The sequence below is a fragment of the Chlorobaculum sp. 24CR genome, from assembly GCF_004118635.1.
Classification (GTDB): Bacteria; Bacteroidota; Chlorobiia; order Chlorobiales; family Chlorobiaceae; genus Chlorobaculum.
In genome coordinates, this window is the sequence record NZ_SDGU01000036.1 from 37,143 (window position 1) to 55,344 (window position 18,202).

Sequence of the window (18,202 nt, forward strand, 5' to 3'; positions counted from 1 at the left end):
AACCTGTCATGAAATTCACTCTCGACAACATCGACGGCCACCTGGTGGGCATCGCCGAGCTGGAGGGGCGGCTCGACGCCAGCAACAGCAAGCCGTTGCAGAAAATCATGCCTGAATGGCTGGAGAAAACGCCGTTTCTGGTGTTTGATTGCAGCCGTCTGGATTTTATCGACAGCAGCGGTCTGGGCGCGATTGTGGGGTGCCTGCGAAAGGCAATCGACAACAAGGGCGACCTGAGACTGTCCGAACTGAATGGAAAGGTGGCCATGGTTTTTGAACTCACCAAGGCGACGCGGCTCTTTTCGATCTTTACCAACCGGGGCGAAGCGGTTGCGTCGTTCGCCGCCGGAGCCGATCCGGGAAGCGCGAAATGAAAACCATTCTGGCGCTCAGGGAAGCGGAGTGTGCGTGGGTTCGCGATGCGTTCCCCTGCGTTCATCCGCTGCTTCTGCCAATCTGCAACAAGCCCTTCATCGAATTCCTGATCGATTTCGCCATCCTCGTCGGCAGCCCGGCTGTACGCATCCTCGGCGATGGCGAACTCGATGCGGTGGAGCGCTACTGCGAGAATGGCAGTCGTTGGGGTATCGACATCTCCTACGCGAACATGCAAACGGGCGACAGCGTCGAGACGATGCTCGGCAAAAACCGCAGGTTCTGCGACAAGGAGCGGGTCATGATGGTGAGCGGCTTCTCGTTCGTCCGCTACGACAAACGGCGCGACTACAAAAGCCTCGCCGGTTCGATGCCGGAGGGCGAGTGGGTCGCTGGCCCCGGCGGAAGCATCACGCTTTTCGGCGCTCCGGAAAAACCGGAAGCGCAGGCAGCCGACGCTCCCCTGTCGCTCATGGCGCTCGACGGCATGGCGAGCTACTACCGCGCATCGATGGAGGCGCTCGAAACCGGAGCCGACCGCTACGTTCTGCCCGGCTACGGTGGCGAGCCGGGATGCGCTATCGGCAGGAACGTGGTCATGAGCAAATCGGTGGAGATCCGCAAGCCCGTGAGCATCGGCAACAACGTTCAGCTCCTCGGCGACGCGATCATCGGCCCGTCGGCCATCATTGGCAGCAACGTCATCATCGACCGGGAGAGCACGGTGGAGTCGAGCATCGTCTTCGACAACACCTACATCGGCGAGCAGCTCGAAGTGATCGGGCGGATCGCTTCGGGCAACCGGCTGAGCGATCCGGTGAGCGGCGTGGCGGTCACGATGGAGGATCCGCACCTGCTCAGCGGCATCCGGAAATCCGAGGCACTGGGCGCGCTTCCGCGTAAAATCGTACACGCCCTCGGCGCGCTCATCCTGATCGTGCTGCTTGCCGTTCCGTTCCTCGTCGTCTCGACGCTGCTCCGGCTTGGCGGAGGATGGAGATCGGCGACCGGCGACTATCTCTCCGGAAAGTCCGGCGAAACCATTTCGCTCGGCAAGGTCGAACCCGACGCCGCAAACGCTCTGGACACGATAGCTTCCACCCTTTCGCTGGATCGCTATCCCTGGCTCTTCAGGGTGCTCACCGCCGAACTCGCGCTCATCGGCAGCACGCCGCTTCCGGCTGAGACGCAGCATCCGAACGCTCCGGCAAACGCGCTCGCCTACCGGCCCGGCGTCTTCAGCTACGCCGAAGCCGAACAGTGGCCCGCCACCGGCGGCGACGCGGCCATCGTCGAGCGCTACCACCTCGTGCACAGCGGCCCGATCTCGGACATCGGCCTCGTCGTGAAAGCCTTCGTCAACCGCCCTCACGAAAAAACCACCCCATGATTATTACCGAAACATCGGCAAACGGCATCGTCATCGTCGCCCTCGAAGGCAGGCTCGACGCCCTCTCGGCTCCGAAACTCCGAGGCAGCCCGCCGGTTGCCGACCCGAAAACGGCGGTTGTCCTCGATCTGGAAAAGGTGGATTTTATGGACAGCAGCGGCCTGGGAGCCATCGTCGGCGCGGCCAGGGAGAAAGGCGACCCGGCCTGCGGCATTGTGCTCTCCTGCATGAACAACAAGGTGCGCAGGACTTTCGAGACCACCAACGCCCAGAGACTTTTCCATATTTTCGATGACACCTCGGCCGCCGTCGATTTCGCGGCAACCCGGCAAATCGCCCGCACATGAGCAGCATCATCACGCTTACCTTGCCGGGCGACCCGCTCTTCACCGAGGTTGCCCGGCAAACCACAACCTCGGTGGCCAGTCTCCTGACCGGCGAAAACCGTTCCGCATCCGATGAGACGCAATTCATCCACGACTTTGAACTGGCCATCAGCGAAGCCTTTACCAACTCGGTGAAATACGCCGGTGAGCACGACACGCCGCCGACGGTCACGCTCACCTTCGAGATCGAAAAACGGCGGCTCACGGTGAGCCTGCTCGATGCCAACAGCCCGTTCAGCATCGATACGCCCGCGCCCGACATCGAAAGCTATCCCGAAAACGGCTACGGCCTCTGGATCATCCGCAAGGTGATGGACTGCGTCACCTACCGGCGCGAAGGAAATTCCAATATCATCTCCATGTCAAAAACGCTTTGACCATGCGGGGACCCATTTACCGCCAACAGAAAAAAAGCGCGTCATGATCATTCAGGAAACATCGAAAGGCGATATCGCCATCCTCGCCCTCTACGGAAGGCTCAACGAGTACTCGGCTAATGAACTCGCGCAAAACCGCCCGGTTCGCTATCCGGATCAAATGGTCGTCATCGATCTGGAACATGTCGATAACGTTGACGAAGAGGGCCTTGAAGACATCGTCTATACGCTTCGGCACAAACGTAAAGCCAGCGCCGTGAGCGCACCCGCCGGGGACAAACCGTTGCGCAGATTTTTCGAGACGACCAATGCCAATGAGCTGGTTCAACTGTTCGACGACCTCGACGCCGCCACGGAATACCTGGAAAACTGGCAGCGCGACCACGCATGAGGCGCGTCACCTACCGGCGCGAAGGAAATTCCAATATCATCTCCATGTCAAAAACACTCGAACCGATGGTCACGGTCGTTATCGTCAGTTTCAACACGCGGGAGATTCTCGCGAACTGCCTCGACGCGCTGTTCAAAAGCGGCATGGGCAGGGAGATGGAGGTTTTCGTGGTCGATAACGACTCCCGCGACCAGTCGGCGGAGATGGTCGCCGAGCGCTTTCCGGAGGCTCGGCTCATTGCCAACAGGCAGAACCTCGGCTTCGCGGCGGCCAATAATCAGGCGTTCCGGCAAGCCTCCGGCGAGTACATCGTGCTCCTGAATCCCGACGCTTACGTTGGCCCGTCGTCGATTCCCAACGCCGTGCGTTTCATGAACGAGCACCCCGAATGCGGCCTGTGCGGCGGCAAGATCATCTCGCCGGAGGGACGGCTCGAACCGTCGGCTCGGCGCTTCCCTTCGCCTTTGACCAAGCTCTTGACGCTCTCGGGCCTTCGGGCGAAGTTTCCGAAATCGCGCTGGCTGAACTGGCACGAGTTCGGCGACTTCGCCCACGACCGCCCGATGGAGGTGGACTGGGTGCCCGGCACCTTCACCATCGTGCGCAAGGCGATGCTCGACAAGATCGGCCCCTTCGACGAGCGCTTCTTTATTTATTACGAGGAGACCGACCTCTGCCTGCGGGCCAAAAAGGCGGGCTGGAAGGTCTTCTTCATCCCGAACGCCGAGGTGATGCACATCGGCGGGGCGAGCAGCAAGACGCGCAAGGACAAGACCTTCGACAGCGCCGCCTCGCAGGTGCTCTCCTTCCGGATGCGCAGCGAGTGGCTCTACTACCGCAAAAATTATGGAATTGCGACCATGCTCGCGAGCGCTGGCATCGAGCTGCTGTGGTTCTCGATGCGCTACCTGAAAAACCTCCTGATCCCGACTGGCGACGCCGCGCGAAAAAAAGAGATGGCCCGCTCGACCATAAGCCAGGTCACCCGCTCGGTCGCCGACACGCGCTTCGGCAAGTTCTCGCCACCAATTCCCTGGTAAGTTCGCATGAGCCTTTTCCCGAACATACGGGCCGACCTGAAAACCTACGGCGGCCAGTGGAGCCAGCAGGGGTTCTGGGTGATGGTGGTCTATCGTTACGGCCGGTGGCGCTACGGCATCAAAAACCCGCTGCTGCGCAAACCCTTTTCACTGCTCTACCGGTTTCTCTATAAGGTGGCGCAGATTCTCACCGGCATCGAGCTGCCCTGCGAAGTGCCGGTCGGCAGGAACTTCCGCATCGAGCACTTCGGCGACATCGTCATCAGCGGCTACGCGAGCTTCGGCGACGACTGCATCATCCGCAACGGCGTTACCGTGGGGCTGAAAAACATCGAGGAGAAAGCCGCCCCGAAGATCGGCAACAACGTCAACATCGGAGCGGGAGCCAAGCTGCTCGGCAACATCACCATCGGCGACAACGTCGATGTCGGAGCCAACGCGGTGGTCATCTCGTCGGTGCCGGAGAACTCGATCGCCGTCGGCATTCCGGCCCGAATCATTCCGAAAAAGTCTTGATCGATTCCACGCTTCCATGAGACGAACCGAACTGTTTTTCCCGCGCTGCGCCTGCCCTCAACCCGGCGCGACTCGCTGCGACGCGCGATTCAGGCGAACGAGTTCTCTACTCTGCTCGCTGCTGTTGCTCTTGCTCTCGGCGTGCAGCTCTATTTCTCCGCGCGAGACTCCCGTCACCGAAAAACAGAAAAGCAGCTTCAAATCGGAGCCGCCGAAAAAGGTGCAGGCGTTCGCCACGCCCGGCCGGGTCAAGGCGCTCGACACGCAGGAGGCCTTCGAGTACCGCCTGGGGCCTGGAGACATGGTGAGCATTCTGGTGTGGCGGCGGCCTGAACTATCGCAGGAGGGCATCCTCGTTTCGCCCGACGGCTTCCTCACCGTGCCGAGGCTCGGCAACATCCGGGTGCTCGGCAAGACGGTCGGCGAGGTGATGGCGCTGGTCACCTCGAAGCTCGAAGTGTTCTACATCAGGCCCGAAGTGACCATCCGCGTGCAGGAGTTCCACAACAACAAGGCGTTCGTGCTTGGCAGGGTGAGCAAGCCGGGCGTCATCAACTTCCCCGGCAGGGGTACGCTGCTCGAAGCGCTGGCGCTGGCGGGCGGCATTCCCGACCAGAACAAGGATACCTCGCTCACCAAGTGCGCCATCATCCGGGGCAACGACACCATCATCTGGATCGACCTCGAAGATTTGCTCCGGAACGGCAATATGGCGCTGAACGCTCCGATCCGGAACAATGACGTGATCTACATTCCGGAGTCTTCGGACGAGATGGTCTATGTACTCGGCGAGGTACAGACGCCGGGCGCGATCCAGATCAGGAGCGGCATGACGGTCGTCAAGGCGGTCATGCTGGCCGGAGGGTTGAACAAAAATGCCGATCCCGAAAAGGTGTTCGTCATCCGCCAAGAGACCCTCAAGGGAGAGGTCATCCGGGTGAGCCTGAAAAACCTGCTCGAAACCGGCGACTTCACCAGGAACTTCTCGCTGATGCCCAACGACATCATCTATGTCAGCCCTGGCGGCATGGCCAGGTTCAACTATGCGCTCGAAAAAATCATGCCTTCGTTGCAGATGCTGAACCTCGGCTTCACCGACCTCGAATCGCTCGGCGTCATGGAGCGGTTGCGCTCGAAGATATGGGGCCAGTCGGGGTTTATCAACAGCAGCTCGAGCGGCACCTCCACGACCACCACAACAACCACGAGCCCGTAACCGGCCTGAAAAAAAGCAGCTCCTTGCAGAAACCAGCATTAACCATCATCCCCTCCGTGCCGGTCTGGAAAAAGGGCGAAGCCCTCTGCTTCGACCGAAAATTCTACGACGGCATCGTGCTCTACACGCAGTTGTGGCCCGGCCCGGTCAGTTGCGTGATGGCGTCGAGCGACTCTCCGCTTGAGAGTTTCGGTGTGGTCGAGGCAACGCCTGCGTCAATGCCGTTCAACTGCATCGTGCTCAAAAAGAACGAAATCGCCGGAAAAGAGCATATCAGGAGTGCGACGATCGTCATGGCCTCCGCCGATGCTTTCGACCAGCTCCATATCGCCGCTTTGTGCCGACAGATGGGCGTCAAGTGCGTCTATGTCATCGAGTACATTCCCGAAACCCGTTACCAGATCGTCGCCCTCGACACGCACAATCCCGCCGTGCGGCTTCGCCAGAACCTCTACCTCTGGCTCAACGAGCGCAAAAGAGTGAAGGCTTTCGAGCTTTGCGACGGGCTTCAGTGCAACGGCGCGCCCGCTTTCAGCGAGTACAGGGAGATACCGAACCGCCTGCTCTACTTCGATACGCGAGTCTCGAAAGAGCAGATTATCGGCGACGACGAACTCGAAACGCGCCTTGCCGCGCTCAAAAACAAACAACCGCTCCGCCTGGCCTTCTCCGGACGCCTCATCGCCATGAAGGGCGCGGATCACCTTGTCCAGCTCGCCGTGAAGCTGAAGAAACTCAATCTCCGGTTCCTGCTCTCCATCTACGGAACCGGCGACCGGGAAGAGGAGATGAAGCGGTTTATCGAAAGGAACGACCTCGGCGGCGAGGTCGTGATGCGAGGCGCGGTTGACTTCCACCGCCAACTGCTGCCCGAACTGAAGGAGAAGGTCGATCTGTTCGTCGCCCTGCACCGGCAGAGCGACCCTTCGTGCACCTATCTCGAAACCCTCTCCTGCGGCGTACCGATCGTGGGCTACCGCAACCGGGCCTTTGGCGGTATTCTCGATCTGGCCGACGTGGGGTGGGGAGTCAAGCCCGACGATCTCGACGCGGTCGCATGGATGATCCTCCGGCTCGATCTCGGTCGCGGGGAGATTGCCGGAAAATCGAGGAACGCCGCCGGTTTTGGCCGCAAGCACGATTTCGAAACCACTTACAAAAACCGGATCAGCCACCTGCTTTCGACAATCAATGGAGAGCGCCGCCCATGAACGAGAGGGTCAACATCGTCTTCGCCACCGACAGGAACTACATCCAGCACCTGGCCGCCGCGCTCGTTTCGCTGCTTTTCAATAACCGCGACGTGCCGTTCACCGTCTCTATCATCAGCAGCGGCATGACGCCGAAAGACCGTCGCCGCATCGACGAAATCACGAAAGGGCACTCCTGCGAAATCAGGCATCTGACCGTTTCGGACGACCTGTTCGCCAGGCTGGCCACCGAACATCCGATGTATCCGAAAGGCATCTACTACCGCCTGCTCATTCCCTCGCTCATCGATGAAAAAAGGGTGCTCTACCTCGATTCGGACATCATCGTCAACGGCTCGATACAGGAGTTGTACAACCAGGAGTTCGGCGACGCCTATGTCTGCGCTATCGAGGATCCCGGATTCGACCGCCACCGGCAGTTGAAGATGGATGCAAGTTCTCGCTATTTCAACTCCGGAATGATGCTCATCAACCTGGCGAAATGGAAGGCGACCGGCTTGCAGAAAAAGGTGATCGACTTTATCGAAAACAACCCTGATGCGATCTGGTTTCCCGACCAGTGCGGACTGAACTCGGTCATCAACGGGCAGTGGAAAAAAGTGCCGCTGAAATTCAATCAGCAATCGTCAATTTTCAGCGAAGGGTTCGATGAAAAATTTGACTGCTTCAGCAAGGAGGAGTTGCGTGAAGCCAGAGCGAATCCGATCATCATTCACTACACCGGCGGCTCGAAACCCTGGCACTTCAGGAACCGGCACCCGTACAAAAGCCTGTACTGGAACTATCTGAAAATGACTCCGTACCGCCGCGCCATCTACTCCGACCTGAGACCGGCGCACCTCTTCAAATCGATGATCCCGAAAAACCTGAAAACAACGATCAAAAAGCTGCTGAACAAACAGACCGCCTGAAGCTCGCAACGCCATACCACTCCATGAGTAAAACAGAAAACGCGCAGAACCGGCTTGCCAGCAACGCCATATCGGGCATCGTCGCCACGATTATCTATATGCTCAGTCGGTTGATGCTGACGCCGTTCACCCTGCATTATCTCTCCCTGAGCGAGTTCGGTCTCTGGTCGCTTTGCTTCATCATTCTCTCCTATGCCGGCATGGGCGGATTCGGCGTCAACAGCACCTACATCCGCTACGCGGCGCGCTACCTTGCCGAAGGCAAGGAAGAGGAGATCAGCCGTCTGCTCTCGACCGGCGTTGCCTACATGCTTCTGTTCTGCTCGCTCTTTTTCGTGGGACTTTACCTTTTGATGCCTTTTTTGATTGAACGCTTCAATGTCGAACCATCGCAGCGGGAGGTCGCCTCGACGCTGATTCTCGGCACAGCAATCGTCTTCAGCATCGAACTCACGCTTGGAGGCTTCCGGTTCATCATCAACGGAATGCACGAGTTCACCAAGGAAAAAACGGTCGCCATTATCGCCGGGCTGATCGAAATCGGGGCGATTATCGGATTTCTCGCCCTTGGCGCAGGAGTCAAGGGGCTGCTTTACGCCTACGCCATTCGCCTCATTCTCGAAACCCTCGGCTGCTGGTTCATCGCCAAAACGATGCTCCCCTCCCTGCGGGTTTCCTGGAGGCTTTTCAGCCGCGAACATCTGCGCCACTTCTTCGGTTTCGGAGGCAAGGTGCAGGTGCTCGGCGTACTCGGCATCTTCCTGACGGCGGTTGACCGGATGTTCATCACCGCCATTTCAGGGCTGGCGGCTGGCGGCATGTTTGAGATAGGCCGCAAGCTCCCCTCGACGGCGGGCGGCGTCTCCTCTTCGGCTTTCGGCCCCATCCTCTCCACATCGGCGCATCTTGAAGGGGAGTGGAGAGGCGAAAAATGGAAATCTCCGCATGAGCGAGCTTTCACCTATGTTCATATTTTGCTGGCCACGGCCACCCTGGCGCTCATCCCGATCGCCTTTTTCGAAAAGGTTCGCCCCTGGCTGCCGACAAGCGGCCCGATCACTGCGCTTGCCGCCGCCGGGTTGTGCCTGCTGCTCGTCGTGCTCCTCGTCCGTTCGTTCAACACCGAAAAGCGCCTCGAAAGCGATGAGCTGAAAAAACTCTACCTCGACGGCATCCGCTTCACCAATATCCTCAACTCGGTTCTGTTTGGCTTTCTGGTCTCGATGGCCCATCCCCTCATCGACGTCTGGGTCGGCACGAAATATCCCGGAGCCGCCGATGTCATGATTTTTCTCTCCATCGCCTATTCGGTCCAGCTCTGCACCGGCCCGGTCACGATGCTCTTCAGAGGCATCGACCGCAACGGGCGCGAACTCGAATACATGCTGGTGCAGACGCTCCTCATGGTGCTCTGGATTCCCGCCGGAACGATAGCCTGGGGACTCTCCGGAGCCGCCGCCGCCATCGCCGCGAGCATGTCCGTCAGCACCCTGTTCCTCATCTGGCGCAGCAACAACACCTTCAGCATCGGCTTGCGTGAATTCCTTGCCTACTCCATTTTGCCGGCACTGCTGCCGCTCGTGCCCGGAGTGCTGATTTACGCCGCCACGAAGCTCTGGCCGCAGACAGGCCGCCTGAATCTGATGATCCAGATTCTCTCATGCGGCACATTGTTCGTTCTGTCGAGCGCCGGGCTGCTCTGGAAATTCGTGCTCAACGAAACGGAAAAAGCCAAGGCGCTGGAGTTTCTGCCAATAAAAAAACAGTCGGCCTGATGCAGGACAACGCTCCAAAAGAGGCGTTGCCATTCGGCAAACCGAACAAGCCAATCGACCTCGTTGGCTTCATCAAAAGATACGGCATGTTCGTGCTGGTGATCGGATCGTTCCTGTTCGCCCTCAGCGTGCCGCTCGTGCTGCTCATCAGCAAACCCAATTACGAGGTTCATGCCGTATTGAGAGTGGACCCGATCATTCCGCAGGTCATCACCAACTCCGAAGACCTCTCCATCATCAACTACTACCAGGACTACGCCAACACCCAGGCGAGGCGGATACTCGATTTCGATATTCTCGAAACAACGGTTAACAAACTCACGCCCGATCAGAAAGCCTCGATTTTCGCGCCGAACCTCCCTTCGGCGACCTGCGCCGAAATAGCCGGAATCCTCGTCAAGGTCAACCCCGTGCCGGGCACGCACCTGATCGACATCGGCATTGCCGGGCCGAAGAAAAAGGGACTCGCCCCCCTCCTCAACAACCTGATGCAGGTCTATCTGGACAAGATGAGAAGAGGCAACGAGATGCAGGACAATGAGCGACTGGTCTATCTCAAAAATGAACAGCAGGTACTGAGCAACGATATAGCCTCGATCGAGGAGAAACTCAAGCTGCTCACGCAGGACATCTCGACAGCCGATTTTTCCGAAGCCAACAACATGGCCAGCAAAAAGGCTGACGAGCTTCAGCAGGTCGCCGTCAACGCCTTCGCCGACAGGGTTTCGTCCGAAAACCAGTTCCACGAAGCGGAAAGAAACAGCCGGCAGCTCAAAGCCCTCAGCCTCGACCCGATGGTCGAAGAGATGGTGATGGGCGACCAGTCGCTTGACTTCACAAGTTCGTGGACCTACCAGCAGCAGCAACAACTCCGAAGCACCACGGACGGCCTGACGCCGAACAACCCCGACCGCATCTACGTCGAGCAGCGCATGAAGGCCATGCGCGATTACGAGAAAAAATTGCAGAACGAAGTCCGCACCTCCGCGAAAACGATCATTTACGGCAAACGCGATTACGAACAGAAAAAGGAGCTGATCCAGACCAACAACAAGGCGGAAAAAGCCAAAAGCACCGAAGAAGAACTGGTCAAGGAGCTCGATAAAACCAGGAAAGAGTCGGTGCGCATTTCACTCGGCCTGCACCTCGGCGAGGCGCTCAAATCGACCCTGAAACACAAGCGCGACCTGCTCGACCAAATCGACACCCGCATTCACGAACTCGAGCTCGAAGGCAAAGCGCCGCTGCACATCGCCATCGAATCGCTTGCCCGTGAACCCGACAAACCGGCAGGCTCCAACACGAAAAAGCTGATGATGGTCTTTTTCGGCCTCTCGTTCGGATCAGTGGTCGTGCTCTTTGTGGCGTTCGATTTTCTCGACAACCGGATCAGGCGCAAAGAGGATATAAAGTCGGCCCTCGGTTATCCCCCGGCAAAAGAGATTCCCAAATCCGGCGAAGAGAAAAGCTTTCACCAGATACTCTCGCTTCAGCCCGGCGACGCTGCGGCAAAGGAAATCAGAAGTCTGGCGGTGAAGTTTGTTCATGAAAACCAGCTCAATCACTCGAAAATCATTCTCTTCAGCGGCGTTGAACGACAAACGGGCGCAACCTCGCTGGCATGGAACAGCGCGCAGGCTCTCAGTTCGCTCGTGCCGAAGGTGCTCCTGATCGAGGCCGCTGCCAACACGCCGCCGCTCAGCGAACTCAACGGCCTCGCCAATGAACCCGATGGCCTGCGAGAGGCGCTGGCGGGCGGCAAATCGCCCGGAGAGATCACGGTTAACGGTGCCGAGGGTTCGCCCGCCATTCTCTACCACGGAAAGGCGACGGGCATCGCGCCGCAACAGCACCTCCCCGAAATACTCGCCGGGCTGAGGGAAGAGTACGATTTGATCTGCATCGACAGCCCGCCGGTGCTGGAGAGCAACCTGACCGAAAATCTGGCGCTCCATGCCGATATCGTCACCCTCGTCGCCCTTGGCGAAAGCACGATGTACCGCGACCTCCGGTCAGCCGCCGAGGCGTTCGTGCGGCTGGAGGTTCCGGCGATCATGCCGATCCTGAACTGGGGCGGCCCGGCAAAGAGTTCGAGCATCGACAAGCTGCTGGAAAAGCCTCCGGAGTTTCTCGACAAGATCGACACCGGAAAGCTCGAAGCGCTGCTCCTGAATCTGCCGTCGGGACGCCGCCTCTTCGAGCTTCTCTCCGGCGTACTCGCTTCGCTCAAAAAAGTCTCGAAACAAAAGAGACCGGAAGCGTCGGGCAAAAAGCAGCCCCCCAATCAATGACACCGCAATGAAGCATCTGCCGGTTCTGTTCGGCTACCACGCATCGAACCTCGGCAACAGCCACGTGCCGCTCTCGCTGTGCCGTTACCGGAACGAATCAGGACGCCCCACGACGCTGACCGTGCCGAGCTGCGAAGAGTCACTCGCCGCGCCGTGGCTCAAACCCGCCATGACCGGCATAAGAAAAAGCCTCGTTTACCGGCTCGGCAGCAGCTCCCGGCCACGCATGATGGCCGAAGAGGCTTTCTTCAGAACGGAAGGCAGCGCCTCACCCGTCTATCTCTGGGCGGGTCTCTGGCTCGACCTCTTCGAGCGTTTCAGCGCTCTGGGCGCGAAAATCATCATCGAGCGCATCAACTGCCATCGCGGCTCGGCGCGAGCTATCTTGCGCAAAGCCGCCGAATTCTGGAACACGACGCCGACCGATACCATATCTGACGAGCAAATTGCCGAAGAGAACCGCAAACTGCTGCTTGCCGATTCGGTCTTCTGCCCGGGTCCGATGGTCAGAAAATCGATGCTCGACAGCGGCGTGGCTAAAGAAAAACTGATGTCGAGCAGCTACGGGTGGGCGCCGGAACGCTTTGCGTCGATAGATCAGCCCGCGCCGCAAAACCCAAGGCCGGTTTTCCTCTTTGCCGGTACGCTCTGCCTGCGCAAAGGGGTGCTGCTCTTGTTGGAAGCGTGGAAACGCGCCCGGATCGATGGCGAGCTGGTGCTGTGCGGCGGCATCGACCCGGCAATCGAACCGATCGTGTCGCGGCATCTCGGCCAGTACAACATTCGCCACATCGCCGACACTCGCACTATTGACCAGGTGTTCGGCATGGCTGATGTGTTCGTTTTTCCCAGCCTCGAAGAGGGCGGGCCGATGGTGACTTACGAAGCGATGGCTCACGCCGTTCCACCACTCGTCACGGCGATGGGCGCGGGCGCGATTGTCGAGGATGGCGTCAGCGGCGTGGTGCTGCCCGATCTGGATGTCGATGCCTGGGCAGCGGCCTTGACGGAAATGTCGGAAAAGCGAGAGAAAAGAGAAGCGCTGGGGCGAAAAGCGCGTGAGCGCGCGGCGGAGTTCACCTGGCGAAAGGTTGCCGTACGCCGAGCCGGATTGCTCGAAGCACGCTACCCGGAGCTTTGGAAATAACGACCGGCCCATTGCATCAATGAAAACGATGGAAACCACCGCGCCAATTTCAGCAACCGAGCCGGACTGGAGGCGCGAAAAGCGAGTTCCGGGACGTTACGAACCCGCCAAAAAGCTGCTTGCGGCGCTGCGCCGCTATCAACGGCTGAAGACGAGCGGCAGCATCGTGGCCCGCGCGTTGCGTCCGCTGGCCGTGCTGCGGCACCGATTCTGGAGCGCGGTCACGGGCGCGGACATTCCGCTCGACTCGCAGATCGGCGGCGGGCTGCTCCTGCCGCACCCGAACGGCATCGTCATTCACCCGGATGCGCGGATAGGCCCCAACTGCCTGTTGTTCCAACAGGTGACGATAGGCATGGGCGGACGCAAACCCGGCGCTCCCGTCATTGGCGGGCATGTCGATATTGGCGCGGGCGCAAAGATTCTCGGCGGCGTCCGGATCGGCGACCACGCGCTGGTCGGCGCGAACGCCGTCGTGCTCGACGACGTGCCCCCGCACGCCACCGCCGTCGGTATTCCGGCGAGAGTTGTCGAGCCGAAACAGTGAGGGCGTCTGAAGAGTGGGCGGCCCCGAAAACGAAGCGGTTGCCTCAAAAGCGAAAACAAGTCGTTTTTTGTGATTTCACGGCTTCATTTTTTGTCGTTCTGAGTCCGATGCGGTCGGGCGAAGAATCCGGAAAATTCTCATAAAGCGCTATAAATTATTTATTTACAGGTGTTCTTCGGGAACCGGATTTTTCACTTCGTTCAGAATAACACAGAGCCTGAGTATAGAGAACGTGTTTGATAAATGACTTTTGAGACAGCCTCCCTCCGTTGAAGAAGAACTCTTTCGAGAGTAACTAAGGCAAAACAAATCATGACGTCAGCCCGACACCTTCGATCCGGAAAATGATGACTTGTCACCGGAGCGATACCATGGTGACGCGGCGGGCAAAAGCATTCATCACGGGCGCTTTTCCGGTTTCCGGAACACAACGCAACAGACTCGGCCCTCATGCTTGAAAACGGCGGAAATTTCATGGTGCCGGTCGCCCTGTTCGGCTGGATTCCCATCGTCAAGTCGCTTTTCAAGCGATTCGACGTAAGGCTGGCCATCGCCATCGCCTTTGTCGGCGGCTGGGAGTTTCTGCCTGTCGCGGGCCTGAAAATCAAGGGAATACCCGAATACAACAAAGTGACCGCCACCTGCATGGTCATTTTGTTCTGGGCGCGCCATTTCGACCGAGAGCGGCTCCGGAACGTCTCCTTCAGCCCTATCGACCTGCCGATACTCATCTGGTGCATCGCCCCGTTCTTCTCTTCGGTTTTCAACTACCTCGGCCTCTATGACGGCCTTTCGCAAACCATGTACCAGAGCATCACCTGGGGCGTGCCCTGGTACATCGGAAGAGTCTGGTTCAGCGACGCCGACGGCCTGAAACTGCTTGGTACGGCAATCTTTATCGGGGCGATCATTTACATCCCCTTCTGCTGGTTCGAGCTGATTATGAGTCCGCAGCTCCACCGGCTGACCTACGGATTCCACCAGCACAGCTTTCTCCAGACGCTCAGGGATGGCGGCGGATTCCGGCCAATGGCCTATATGGATCACGGGCTGATGACCGCCACCTGGATGGGGCTTGCCCTTTTTCTCGGCGCATGGCTACTCTATACCAGGGAGCTTCCTGAAAAAATCCTGTCGCTGCCATCAGGTTTGCTGCTGCTGGCGCTTGCCGTCACCTTTCTGATGATGAAGTCATACGGAGCGATTTTCCTGATTTTTCTGGGGCTGCTTTTCGCCTTTCTCTCCAACAAGATGAAAAACTACTGGCTGATTGTGGTGTTACTCGCCGCGCCACATCTCTATGTCTATACCCGGACGACCGGCATCTGGGATGGCACGAACCTCTCAAGCTTCGTGGCCGAAAAATTCAGCCCGACCCGCGCCCAGTCACTCCAGTTCCGCTTCGACAACGAAACGATCCTCATCCGGAAAGCGATGGAAGGCACCGTGTTCGGCTGGGGCGGCTACGGCCGCTCGCGCGTGTACGATGAAACCGGCAAGGACGTCAGCGTCACCGACGGGCTCTGGATCATCACCCTCGGCCAGAACGGCATTTTCGGCCTCATGGCCCTGATACTCGCCGTACAGACGCCGGTAATCTTCTACCTCATGCGAAGCGCCCCGGAACGATGGAACGAAAAAAACCGTGGCGCGCCCACGGTGATGGTCGTTTTTATGGCCACCTACATGATCGACAGCCTCCTGAACGCCATGATAAATCCGGTCTATATGGTCTTTAGCGGCGGCATCGTCGGCATGTTGCTCAAAGGCGAAACGGCGTTTAACGTCAATGCCGGCAGTGATTTGACTGAAACGCCTCGATTCGTCATGCCAAAAACCCGTTTCCTCCCCTCCCCCTCGTTTCAGGGTTCGTCACGCTTTATCAGTTGAGAACATCAAGGTATGAGCAGAGCGCCAAAAGAACATCCGTGGTCTGAATCCGGTTCAGTGTCCAGAATCAGAAGCTTGTGGATTGCAGCGTTCATCGCGGGTCTGGTTGGAGCATTCGTGCCCAAACCGGAGTTCCGGTACGGATTTTTCATGCTCGACACCCTCATGCACCTGATGATTTTTGCGATTTTGGCATTCATGCCGATGATTTTGTTCAGAAACAGGAGAACCACCTTTCTCTTGGCCATATCGATGGCCCCGGTCGGCTACCTGCTCGAAAACTTTCATATGATGATGACCGGCGAGAGCTTCAACGCCATCAACGCCCTTGCCAACAACGCCGGAGTCCTTGCCGGTATTGCCGCCGGATTCTTTGTTCGCCTCAAGCTGCACTATGAACGCGAGCCGCTGACAACGGAAGCAGATAGCACGCCCGGCAACACTCACGACAACCCGTGCAGGCAGCTCAAAAGCTGAACCCCGCGTACGCAAAAACCGGTAATTCATAACGAGAGCACCCTGAAAGCCATGAAAGTCTCCATACTCTACGCAGGACTCGCATCGCCGCATGTCGGCTGGCTGGCTATCGACGAACTGGCGGAGCTGTTGGCCGCCTATTTTGATGCCGAAATACTCTCGCCGAAACCTCAAGCCGCAGGATGGCCGGAAAGGCTGATAAAACCTGACAGGATCGTTTACGAGCCGTTGCAGACCTCTGGCGGCGACGTGCTGATCGTGGTTGCCAGAAATCCGGGCGATCTCGGAATGATTAACGCCATCGCCGACTGCCGCAAAAAATTCAGCAAGATTTACGGCTTTGTCACCGACTCCTATTTCCACGCCGGATACGGAAAAGAGACGGCGAAATTCGACGCGATAACCGTCACCGCTCACGAAGACGCGGCCTATCCGAAAGAGCATTTCGGCATCACCGTCCATCAGCTCTACCAGGGAACGGACGCCCTGAGCTGGACGCCGCGCAAACTGATGGCCAGAGAGATCGACATCACGGGTTTCGGGCGGATGCCGTCAAGCTATCAAGCCTGTTTCACGGAGCGTTTTCACCCGATGAAATCACCTTGGCTCTACCTTCACTCCCCTCTCGGCAATCTGACCGGCCCCACGATTCGCCTTGAACGGGGAATGCTGTTCAAACTGCTGCACCGCACCCGCATTTCGCTCGCCTTTCATCTCTATGTGGAGCCGCAAGGCGACCGGCCCCGCTCGATGATGGTGACGAGCCGATGGCTCGAATCGCTGCTCTCGGGCTGCATCGTCGCCGGAAAACTGCCGGTTTCGCGAATGGCCGACGAGATGCTCTTCTGGCCCGGAGCGACAACCGAGCTTTCAGACGATCCCGCTACCGCCGCCGATGAGCTGGTGGATATGCTCTCGCGAAACGATGAACTCGAAGAGCAGCGACTCGTCAACATCACGCAGGTCATCACGAACCACGACTGGCGCTACCGGATAGAGCGCTTCTGTGAGCTGATGAACCTGCCGGTTCCCGCCGCGCTGCCCGGCGACATCGCGCAATTGCGGCAACTGATCCCGACAGCATAAATAAGCCTGAAAACAACGTTCAGCATCGACCTCCTCGCCATCAGCAGCGCCTAAATCACGCATAAATCCCCACGGAGATGAAGATCACCGAACTTGCCCGCATGGGGCTGAACCATTCACGCAACGCGCTTGCCGAATCGCTCTACATCAAAAGCGGCATCGATTTCACCCGGCCCGTCACCTTCCACGCGCTGGTCAACGAGCGCTGCAACTGCAAGTGCCGCCACTGCGAGTACTGGCGGCAGGCGGAGTACATTCCTGAGATGTCGATCGAGGAGTGGCAGAAAACCCTGCTCAGCATCAAGGAGTTCACCGGGCGATTCTCCGTGAACTTCAGCGGCGGCGAACCCTTTATAAAAAAAGGATTTATCGACCTCCTGCGCTTCTGCCGCGACAACGATATTCTGGCGGGCGTCACCACCAACGGCGCGTTGCTGAACGAAAAAAACGTGCAGGCGCTCGTGGCCGCCCGTCCGTTCAATCTCAACATTTCGCTCGACTCGACCACGGCGGCGGTGCACGACTACGTGCGCGGCATGACGGGCCTCTTCGAGCGCATCGTGCGCGGCATCGGCCTTTTGAAGGCGGAGCAAGAGAAGCAGGGCGTCACCTTTCCGATCATCATCAAGCCGACGGTCATGTCCGCCAACTTCCGCGAACTGCCGGAGATCGTGCGCTGGGCGGAGAATATTGGCGCGACGGCGGTGAACTTCCAGCCGCTCGGTCGCTGGACGCCGGAGACGTACGACGAACTGTGGATCGAAGAGAAGGAGATGGCCGAATTTGAAAAGGTGATCGAGCGGCTCATCGAAATGAAACGCGCCGGGTCGCCGATCATGAACAGCGAGGAGATTCTGCGACTGATGCCCGCGAGCTTCCGCGAAGAGAAGGCCTCGCCGGAGCACCTCCCCTGCCGCATCGGGCTGCACGAATTCTACATCCGCCCCGACGGCGAGGTAAAGCTCTGCTTCCACTTCCCCTCCATCGGCAACACCACGAGGGAGTCAGCACGGGAGATATGGACGGGCGCGAGGGCCAGGAAGATTCGCGAAGCGACGATCAAGTGCGACAAGCTCTGCCTGCTCACCTGCCTGTCGCAAAAGTCGCTCGTCAACAAGGCGAGCCAGGCGCTGACCATCCTCAACCGGCAGAAAACCAAGGCCGCGAAGTAAACTC

General features: G+C 58.6%; 18 protein-coding genes. All 18 read left to right on the plus strand.

Going from position 1 to position 18,202, the window contains the following annotated elements:
• Positions 1-8: 8 nt before the first annotated feature.
• Positions 9-374 (plus strand): STAS domain-containing protein, encoded by a 366-nt coding sequence (locus EST62_RS08140; RefSeq protein WP_129051604.1) that lies wholly within the window; start codon positions 9-11, stop codon positions 372-374.
• Positions 371-1,765 (plus strand): NDP-sugar synthase, encoded by a 1,395-nt coding sequence (locus tag EST62_RS08145; RefSeq protein ID WP_129051605.1) that lies wholly within the window; start codon positions 371-373, stop codon positions 1,763-1,765. Before EST62_RS08140 ends, EST62_RS08145 begins: the two co-directional genes overlap by 4 nt.
• Positions 1,762-2,112: an STAS domain-containing protein gene (locus EST62_RS08150; RefSeq protein WP_129051606.1), complete on the plus strand. Its 351-nt coding sequence runs from the start codon at positions 1,762-1,764 to the stop codon at positions 2,110-2,112. Before EST62_RS08145 ends, EST62_RS08150 begins: the two co-directional genes overlap by 4 nt.
• Complete coding sequence (locus EST62_RS08155; RefSeq protein ID WP_129051607.1) at positions 2,109-2,528, plus strand: ATP-binding protein; 420 nt, start codon at positions 2,109-2,111, stop codon at positions 2,526-2,528. Before EST62_RS08150 ends, EST62_RS08155 begins: the two co-directional genes overlap by 4 nt.
• A 43-nt stretch (positions 2,529-2,571) precedes the next feature.
• Positions 2,572-2,919: a hypothetical protein gene (locus EST62_RS08160; protein WP_129051608.1), complete on the plus strand. Its 348-nt coding sequence runs from the start codon at positions 2,572-2,574 to the stop codon at positions 2,917-2,919.
• On the plus strand, positions 2,916-3,959 hold the full coding sequence (locus EST62_RS08165; RefSeq protein WP_245153549.1) for a glycosyltransferase family 2 protein: 1,044 nt from the start codon (positions 2,916-2,918) through the stop codon (positions 3,957-3,959). Before EST62_RS08160 ends, EST62_RS08165 begins: the two co-directional genes overlap by 4 nt.
• A gap of 6 nt (positions 3,960-3,965) precedes the next feature.
• Entirely contained in the window at positions 3,966-4,475 is a 510-nt protein-coding gene (locus tag EST62_RS08170) for a serine O-acetyltransferase (RefSeq protein WP_129051609.1), read from the plus strand.
• Positions 4,476-4,491: 16 nt separating this feature from the next.
• On the plus strand, positions 4,492-5,691 hold the full coding sequence (locus tag EST62_RS08175) for an SLBB domain-containing protein (protein ID WP_129051610.1): 1,200 nt from the start codon (positions 4,492-4,494) through the stop codon (positions 5,689-5,691).
• A gap of 23 nt (positions 5,692-5,714) precedes the next feature.
• Positions 5,715-6,902, plus strand: coding sequence for a glycosyltransferase (locus tag EST62_RS08180; RefSeq protein WP_129051611.1), 1,188 nt, complete (start codon positions 5,715-5,717; stop codon positions 6,900-6,902).
• On the plus strand, positions 6,899-7,813 hold the full coding sequence (locus EST62_RS08185) for a glycosyltransferase family 8 protein (RefSeq protein WP_129051612.1): 915 nt from the start codon (positions 6,899-6,901) through the stop codon (positions 7,811-7,813). Before EST62_RS08180 ends, EST62_RS08185 begins: the two co-directional genes overlap by 4 nt.
• Positions 7,814-7,836: 23 nt before the next feature.
• Entirely contained in the window at positions 7,837-9,588 is a 1,752-nt protein-coding gene (locus tag EST62_RS08190) for a lipopolysaccharide biosynthesis protein (protein ID WP_129051613.1), read from the plus strand.
• On the plus strand, positions 9,588-11,879 hold the full coding sequence (locus tag EST62_RS08195) for a hypothetical protein (protein WP_129051614.1): 2,292 nt from the start codon (positions 9,588-9,590) through the stop codon (positions 11,877-11,879). The genes EST62_RS08190 and EST62_RS08195 overlap by 1 nt, the downstream gene beginning before the upstream one ends.
• 7 nt (positions 11,880-11,886) lie before the next feature.
• The gene (locus EST62_RS08200) at positions 11,887-13,026 is read left to right on the plus strand and encodes a glycosyltransferase family 4 protein (RefSeq protein ID WP_129051615.1); all 1,140 of its coding nucleotides are present in this window, start codon (positions 11,887-11,889) and stop codon (positions 13,024-13,026) included.
• Between the two features lie 19 nt (positions 13,027-13,045).
• On the plus strand, positions 13,046-13,573 hold the full coding sequence (locus tag EST62_RS08205; protein ID WP_245153551.1) for a serine O-acetyltransferase: 528 nt from the start codon (positions 13,046-13,048) through the stop codon (positions 13,571-13,573).
• A 450-nt stretch (positions 13,574-14,023) separates the two neighbouring features.
• Complete coding sequence (locus EST62_RS08210) at positions 14,024-15,463, plus strand: hypothetical protein (protein ID WP_129051616.1); 1,440 nt, start codon at positions 14,024-14,026, stop codon at positions 15,461-15,463.
• 57 nt (positions 15,464-15,520) lie between these two features.
• Positions 15,521-15,940: a hypothetical protein gene (locus tag EST62_RS08215; protein WP_129051617.1), complete on the plus strand. Its 420-nt coding sequence runs from the start codon at positions 15,521-15,523 to the stop codon at positions 15,938-15,940.
• A 51-nt stretch (positions 15,941-15,991) separates the two neighbouring features.
• The gene (locus tag EST62_RS08220) at positions 15,992-17,026 is read left to right on the plus strand and encodes a glycosyltransferase (protein WP_129051618.1); all 1,035 of its coding nucleotides are present in this window, start codon (positions 15,992-15,994) and stop codon (positions 17,024-17,026) included.
• 77 nt (positions 17,027-17,103) lie between these two features.
• Positions 17,104-18,198, plus strand: a complete 1,095-nt coding sequence (locus tag EST62_RS08225) for a radical SAM protein (RefSeq protein WP_129051619.1) — start codon at positions 17,104-17,106, stop codon at positions 18,196-18,198.
• Positions 18,199-18,202: the final 4 nt, after the last annotated feature.

Coding starts and splice junctions, on each gene's coding strand:
- EST62_RS08140 (WP_129051604.1), top strand. CDS start 9: ATGAAATTCACTCTCGACAACATCGACGGCCACCTGGTGGGCATCGCC.
- EST62_RS08145 (WP_129051605.1), top strand. CDS start 371: ATGAAAACCATTCTGGCGCTCAGGGAAGCGGAGTGTGCGTGGGTTCGC.
- EST62_RS08150 (WP_129051606.1), top strand. CDS start 1,762: ATGATTATTACCGAAACATCGGCAAACGGCATCGTCATCGTCGCCCTC.
- EST62_RS08155 (WP_129051607.1), top strand. CDS start 2,109: ATGAGCAGCATCATCACGCTTACCTTGCCGGGCGACCCGCTCTTCACC.
- EST62_RS08160 (WP_129051608.1), top strand. CDS start 2,572: ATGATCATTCAGGAAACATCGAAAGGCGATATCGCCATCCTCGCCCTC.
- EST62_RS08165 (WP_245153549.1), top strand. CDS start 2,916: ATGAGGCGCGTCACCTACCGGCGCGAAGGAAATTCCAATATCATCTCC.
- EST62_RS08170 (WP_129051609.1), top strand. CDS start 3,966: ATGAGCCTTTTCCCGAACATACGGGCCGACCTGAAAACCTACGGCGGC.
- EST62_RS08175 (WP_129051610.1), top strand. CDS start 4,492: ATGAGACGAACCGAACTGTTTTTCCCGCGCTGCGCCTGCCCTCAACCC.
- EST62_RS08185 (WP_129051612.1), top strand. CDS start 6,899: ATGAACGAGAGGGTCAACATCGTCTTCGCCACCGACAGGAACTACATC.
- EST62_RS08190 (WP_129051613.1), top strand. CDS start 7,837: ATGAGTAAAACAGAAAACGCGCAGAACCGGCTTGCCAGCAACGCCATA.
- EST62_RS08195 (WP_129051614.1), top strand. CDS start 9,588: ATGCAGGACAACGCTCCAAAAGAGGCGTTGCCATTCGGCAAACCGAAC.
- EST62_RS08200 (WP_129051615.1), top strand. CDS start 11,887: ATGAAGCATCTGCCGGTTCTGTTCGGCTACCACGCATCGAACCTCGGC.
- EST62_RS08205 (WP_245153551.1), top strand. CDS start 13,046: ATGAAAACGATGGAAACCACCGCGCCAATTTCAGCAACCGAGCCGGAC.
- EST62_RS08210 (WP_129051616.1), top strand. CDS start 14,024: ATGCTTGAAAACGGCGGAAATTTCATGGTGCCGGTCGCCCTGTTCGGC.
- EST62_RS08220 (WP_129051618.1), top strand. CDS start 15,992: ATGAAAGTCTCCATACTCTACGCAGGACTCGCATCGCCGCATGTCGGC.
- EST62_RS08225 (WP_129051619.1), top strand. CDS start 17,104: ATGAAGATCACCGAACTTGCCCGCATGGGGCTGAACCATTCACGCAAC.